The following is a 250-nucleotide window of genomic DNA, read 5'->3' on the forward strand; positions in this document are numbered from 1 at the left end:
GCGGTGCGCTTTTGCGTTGCTCCGTAAAATAATGTTGGTCTGGGACATTTCGGTGTGGCCGTTCACCTGCGATTTAGAGCGTTTCGGCCGCGTCCAATTGTGATGAAACAATTCAGAATGCTGATCTAATCGATCTTTATAACTCATGTAACCATCACTCCCGGATAGAATAATTTTGTGAAGATGGATATTCGATCGAATATCTGTTGTAGTTTGTGCAGGTCAGGTGCGGATCATTCAGGATGGCATG

At 44.8% G+C, this 250-nt stretch carries 1 protein-coding gene; it reads right to left on the minus strand.

Annotated features, from left to right (window positions below):
• A partial coding sequence (locus SB660_RS22525) for a YpzG family protein (RefSeq protein WP_410584709.1) occupies window positions 1–147 on the minus strand: 147 nt, incomplete at its 3' end.
• Between the last annotated feature and the right edge of the window lie 103 nt (window positions 148–250).

It is taken from the genome of Bacillus sp. SIMBA_005, assembly GCF_046535585.1.
Taxonomy (GTDB): domain Bacteria; phylum Bacillota; class Bacilli; order Bacillales; family Bacillaceae; genus Bacillus; species Bacillus pumilus.